This window comes from Streptomyces sp. NPDC051976 (genome assembly GCF_040680795.1).
In the GTDB taxonomy this organism is placed as follows: domain Bacteria; phylum Actinomycetota; class Actinomycetes; order Streptomycetales; family Streptomycetaceae; genus Actinacidiphila.
Window position 1 is genome coordinate 1 of record NZ_JBFAXL010000133.1, and the last position, 5,667, is coordinate 5,667.

Annotated in this window: 4 protein-coding genes and 2 pseudogenes; 2 read left to right on the forward strand and 4 right to left on the reverse strand. The window is 65.2% G+C overall.

Annotated elements, in window-relative coordinates; genetic code table 11:
• Positions 1-349: 349 nt before the first annotated feature.
• On the reverse strand, positions 350-1,459 hold the full coding sequence (locus tag AB0M29_RS44910) for a hypothetical protein (protein WP_365393598.1): 1,110 nt from the start codon (positions 1,457-1,459) through the stop codon (positions 350-352).
• A 402-nt stretch (positions 1,460-1,861) separates the two neighbouring features.
• Between AB0M29_RS44910 and AB0M29_RS44915 the strand changes: the two are divergent.
• Positions 1,862-2,368: pseudogene (locus AB0M29_RS44915) on the forward strand (IS110 family transposase); the annotation flags it as partial.
• A gap of 125 nt (positions 2,369-2,493) precedes the next feature.
• The gene (locus AB0M29_RS44920) at positions 2,494-2,904 is read left to right on the forward strand and encodes a hypothetical protein (protein ID WP_365393600.1); all 411 of its coding nucleotides are present in this window, start codon (positions 2,494-2,496) and stop codon (positions 2,902-2,904) included.
• A gap of 30 nt (positions 2,905-2,934) precedes the next feature.
• Here AB0M29_RS44920 and AB0M29_RS44925 read toward each other — a convergent pair.
• The 3 genes and pseudogenes from AB0M29_RS44925 to fxlM form a co-directional block, all read right to left on the reverse strand.
• Positions 2,935-3,042, reverse strand: a pseudogene (locus AB0M29_RS44925) (DUF6233 domain-containing protein); the annotation flags it as partial.
• A gap of 95 nt (positions 3,043-3,137) precedes the next feature.
• Complete coding sequence (locus tag AB0M29_RS44930; RefSeq protein WP_365393602.1) at positions 3,138-4,250, reverse strand: hypothetical protein; 1,113 nt, start codon at positions 4,248-4,250, stop codon at positions 3,138-3,140.
• Between the two features lie 95 nt (positions 4,251-4,345).
• Positions 4,346-5,667, reverse strand: a 1,322-nt coding sequence (gene fxlM / locus AB0M29_RS44935) for a methyltransferase, FxLD system (protein ID WP_365393604.1), incomplete at its 5' end; no start/stop codon positions are given.

Consider the following 5,667-nt stretch of genomic DNA (forward strand, 5'->3'; position numbering starts at 1 on the left):
GCCGTGTCTGCACCTGCATCCGGGCCCTCCACAACGCGACATGACAGCCCATCACTGGGCAATCTCACCCAACCTACGACCTTGCAAAGTCCCTGCCCCAGAGCCCCATCCTTTGGCATGGTGACCATGATGCTGATGGCCGTGTCCTAGGTCGACCGGCTTGGGGCTGGTCCTCCTCCTGGTGGACGGCGGCGCCCAGGACGTCACGGCGGGGCACACTAAACAAGCCTGACCTAGGGTCGTGGCCGGCGTGGGTTAGCCCTTTCCGTCTGTGGTCGTGGCTGATCTCTCTGGCCAGGACCACAATGCATGCTATCCCGATCGTTGGCGTCACTGGACGATCAATTCGTCACTCGCCCGCCCACTCGTTGAGAGCATTGGCCGTGTCACGAATGCACGTGTTAACAAGTGTGCCGAACGACTGCGCGTCGTGAGCGGGGAAGTATTCAGGCACCAAGCCAAAAAGCGGTTCCCGGAGGTCAACCTTCGAGACGTCGAAGCGTGGGTGAAGATTGTAATGCATGAGCGTGTTACGGAACGGCTTCGCCGAACGATCCGTAACAGCCTGAGCCGCCGGGGAGTCGATAATGCCCCTGACGAATCCCGTCGAACGACTGCTGAGCGGGTAATTGGTGTCGTCGTGAAGCTGTCGCAGGCTGGCCAACACTGCATACAAGGCCAAGTACCGCATCTTAAAGGCCGTGTACTCAAGGTTGCGGACGTCAGCGCCTGCGGAGACGATGGTGTCGGCAAAGTTCACCATCCCCTGAAAACCCACCACGAGGCCGTTAATGGCAGGGGTGTCCTTACCATTGAAGACGCGAGCGTAATACCTAGCAGCCCGCTTGTCGCGCCCACCATCCATCCTACCGGAGTCAAGATGTGCGACAAACGTTTCCGGTCCAGAATCCATATTGGCCCCGAGAGGGCCAAAGAACCTGCCGTGTGCCTCAAAGATGCCCTGTAGATATGGACCGGGAGCAGCAAACAACTTGCTGGACTCTACGCCCGAATGGAATGCTGCACTATGCGTCGTGCTAATGATCCGGCCGTCATAGCCGAAGATTCCTAGGTCCGTTTCGAGGAAGCGGGCGAACGGCAACCATGTATTACCGAGAAAATAACTGGAGTGCACAGGCAAGATCTTATCGTTAAAGTAGTCGATCTGCCCCGCGATCCAGCGATGCGTGTCTTCAAACAGCTTCAAGCTATGCCGCGAGCGAGCGATAATCTCCTCGGCTTCCGGCGACAGTGCGGCGAGTGCCGCAGGGTCGATATGGTTCGGCTTGAGCTTCGCTTCATGAATAAACAGGGAAAAATAGGGGATGATGCAGAACGGCAAAATTCCATACATTGGAGCCTTGCTAGGCTCACTCAAGTCTCGAAGGAATCGACCCACGAAGACCGCATCCCGCGCAATACCCTGCTTAATTACCGCATCCGAAATACCGTTCACCATTGCCTCATCTTCCCCAGTTCTGTGCCAGCCGAAGTGTCCTCCTAGCCGCGCTTGCGTGCAAGTGGTTATGTAATGTGCAATAATAAAAATCAAGGGAAGTTACGCACTCTGCTAACACGTAACGTAGGGTCAAGGGCCGGAGCAGCGCTTTCGAGGAGTTGCCCCCCATTACCTTTTTGATGGCCCCGCAACGGGGCTCCCGGCCTCCGGGACTGGCATGACTTTCTCCCCCTGTTGATCGCATGGCCTGGGGGGTGGTGTCACCGGTCCCGGAGGCATCGACAGACCGCTGATTAGGGGCATGACCGCCGGCTTGTCCGCAGGTCGGGACGTTCTTCGTAATGTGGATGTGGCGATCGGTGCCGTGGGACGGCCGGGTGGATCAACGGGAGGACGCACGTGATCGACACCGGCGACATCGGTGCCTTCCTCGGCCTGGACGTCGGCAAGGGCGAACACCACGCCACCGCCGTCACCCCGGCCGGGAAGAAGGCGTTCGACAAGCGGCTGCCCAACAGCGAGCCCAAGCTCCGCGAAGTCTTCGGCAAGCTCCAAGCCAAGCACGGCATCGTGCTGGTGGTGGTCGACCAGCCCGCCTCCATCGGCGCCCTGCCGCTCGCAGTAGCCAGGGACATGGGCTGCCCGGTCGCCTACCTGCCCGGCCTGACAATGAGGCGGATCGCCGACCTGTATCCAGGCGAGGCCAAGACCGACGCCCGCGACGCCTTCGTCATCGCCGACGCCGCCCGCGTCGTGCCGCACACACTCCGCTCGGTCGAGCTGGAAGACGAGACCATCGCCGAACTGGAGATGATCGTCGGCTTCGACGACGACCTGGCCGGCGAGGCCACCCGCATCAGCAACCGGCTCCGCGGCCTACTGACCCAGATCCACCCGCACCTGGAGCGAGGCTCGGCCGCCGACCTCGCGGACCTCAACCAAGCTGAACGCGAACTGGCAGAGCGACGCGCACGGAAGGGCGGACGCCCCCACAAGGTCGCGTCCGCCGACCAGCCCACCCCGAGGAGCGGCGGGTGATCCTGTATCACTACTCGTGCCCGGAAGCCTGGCCAGCGATATCAGCTAGCGGTCGCCTCGATCCCCGTTGGCCCAAGGAAGATGAGGGGTGGCCCAAGACGGTCCATCTCACGGACCAACCCGACAGGTTGCCCAGCGGGTTCGGTCAGGGGCGCACGCTGCGGTTCACCGTGGACATCGAGGCCCGCCCGTGGGGGGAGTGGGGGCGGAGGAACGTGCCATCGCAGGCGTGGATTTCGCTGGGCATCCGCAACCCGTTCGTTCCTCCGGGGCAACCTGCGCTGTCGCAGTGGAACCAGGACGCGGATCACTGGTACGTGACCACGGAGCCCATCCCGTCGTCCGCGTGGGTCGAGGTCAGGCTGGTCGACACCGGCCAGGTGCTCTGGCCAACACCCTCCGGGTGACGCGTTCGCAATCTCGTCGGTCCTCGGGCGTCACTGGCCCAGCAGGCTCTCCGCGTGGCACACCTGGCACGCCTCGGCGCCGTCCTGCTCCAGCGACGTGCGCGCCTGCGCCCAGTACACCCGCGTGCGCCTACGCCCGCCCGCGCGGCATCAGGCGCGGTGGACGACGAGCTGCGCTCGGTCGGCACCTCGGCGTAGTCCTGGCCGTCTATCGGTTCGCAGACGGAGAGGGCCTACGTGCTACTACGAGCGGTAACGATCGCCTGAGTGAGGACCCTATCGGCGGCGCTCACCGCTGCCGATAGATCAGTGTGAGGCTCATCCGCGAGAGTTCCTGCTCCGAGAGCGCAAGCTTGGACCAAGGCATGGCACTCCCGGACTTGCCCGGATCCGAGGAAGTCGGTGGCCAGGGGATGAGCCAGTATCTCGCGGGCGGCGTAGCCGTCGAACGACGCCGATGTTCGTCGGATTAGTTCCCTGACGATTCGATCAGCCTCCGGTCGCTGGACAAACCCCAGGGCGTCAAGCGTGCTGAGTCCAAGGCGGATTTCGAAGGCGATTAGCCTCGGCTCGGCTTCAGACTCCAGATACATGTCCTCCAGGTCGACGACTCCGACGTCTACGTGTTGTCCACCGTCCCCGTGGCGCAGCGCGGTCAGGCAAGCGGTGACGAGTCGCTCCCAGGGCTCTCCTGGCACTGTGGCGGTGAGCAGTTCTGTGGCGCGGTCGGTGTCGCCTTCGGTGAGGGCAGCGACTACGGCGACTTGGCGGCCGTCGAGCATGCGGGTGCCGATGCCGCGGTGTTGCTCGATGTGGGCGAGGGCTTCGGGCCAGCGGCCGGTGGTGGTGAGGGTGCGGGTGCCGTCGGCGATCAGGACGCGCCAGAGCCAGGCGCGGACTTCGCGGCGGTCTTCGTCGGTTTGAGTGAGGTCCGCTGGGACTGTGATGCCTTCGAAGGTGGCAGGGCGGCCCATGCCGACGGCTTCGTAGAGGTTCAGGAGTCGGTGGCGGGCGTCGCCGGGGTGGCCGGCGCGGATTTGGAGGCGGGCGAGGTTGACGAGGGGTTCTAAGGCGCGGATGGCGCTCATGGCGGGCAGGGGGCCGGCGTTGAGGTATGCCTCGGCGTGGCGGTGGCATAGCTGCCGGGCGAGGTCGGGGAGGCCGATGTCGGAGGCGAGGAGTGCGGACTGATTGAAGACGGTGGAGGCTAAGCCCGGGTCGTTCTGCTGTGCTGCTCTGTCGGACAGGTCGACAAGAGCCGCCACGCGGTCGGGTAGCGGTAGGCAGGCGGGGCGGAATCGGGCGACCAGTGGGAAGCGTCTGGCTATGGGGCCGTGCGGGTCCATGTCTCCCCCCGGGGCAACGGTGATGGGTTGGAGCGGGTGCGAACCGGTGGCGCCCGCCGAGTGACCCCGGCGGACGCCAGCGTCTTGTGCTGGCTTCACTGCCAGTCGACGACGATGCGGTTGAGCGGGGTGTCGAGTGTGAAGAGGCCGGAGCGCGCCTCGACGGAAGGGCCGTCGAGGGGACGGATCTCGAAGGTGGCCTCGCTGCCGCGGTAGTCGCGGTCCCAGGTGCGGATCGCTTCGGCGACTCGGGCGGCCAGCTCGGTGCTGCCGGGGCCGTGGCCGATGACGCCGAACTCCCAGAACTTGCCGCCTTCGGGTGTCGTCTTCTTCAGCAGGCGGCGGGCGAGGTAGGTGACGGCGCCCTTGTCGACGGCTGCGGTGGAGGAGGGGTACGGGTCGTCGGTCAGGAGCGTGCCCTTGGCGTCGGCCGGGAAGAGCATGCGGATCAGGCCGGACGGCAGGGAGCAGGAGACGAACAGTTCCATCCATTCCGGCGACTCCATGGCTTGGACGGTCATGCCGGTCCACTCTTCGGTACGAGGCTGGTTCAGTACGCCGGCCAGGGCGTTAGCGTCGATGGGCTGTCCGGCGGGGGCCTGGAGCCGTACGGTGCCGTCCGCGCTGAGGGGGATGATGCGGCGGTCGTCGTCGGCGATGCCGCGTCGTAGCGGCATGAAGGTGTTCATCTTGCTGCTGACGCTGGTCCAGCGGCCGTCGCGCTGTTCGTAGGCGATGGATCGGGACACGGTGCCCTTGAGGCGCTGGGGGACGACGAGTCGTCCGCCGGGGGCGAGTTGCTGCATCCAGGCGTGCGGGACGCCGTGCGCGCCGACGGTGGCGATGATTCGGTCGTACGGTGCTCCTTCGGCGTGGCCGAGTGCTCCGTCGCGGGTCTGCGCCTTGACGTTGGTGAAGCCGGCTGCTGCCAGGTGTGCGCGGGCGCCTTCGACGAGGTCGTCGTCGACGTCGATGGTGGTGACGTGCCCGGTGTCGCCGACGAGGTGGGCGAGGAGGGCGGCGTTGTAGCCGGTGCCGGCGCCGAGTTCGAGGATCCGGTCGCCGGGCTGGGCTTCCAGTTGGTCGAGCATGAGGGCGACGACTCCGGGCTGGGAAGCGCAGGAGATCGACGTGCCGTCGGTGTCGTATTTGATGTTGACCGGGTTGTTGGCGTAGGCGTCTTCGAGTGGGGCGTCGGGTACGAACAGGTGGCGGGGGATGGTGCGTAGAGCGGCCTCGACGGCGGGGGTGCGGGCGTATCCGGCTTCGCGGATCTTGTCGACCAGGGCGTTGCGGAGGGTTGCGGCGTCGGCCCCGTTGGGGGCGATGGTGTCGGTGGTCACCGCCCCGACGCTAGTGGTCTTGGGCGTGCCCTCAGTGGACGCCGCGGTGTTGTCACTCGATCCCATGACTGCCT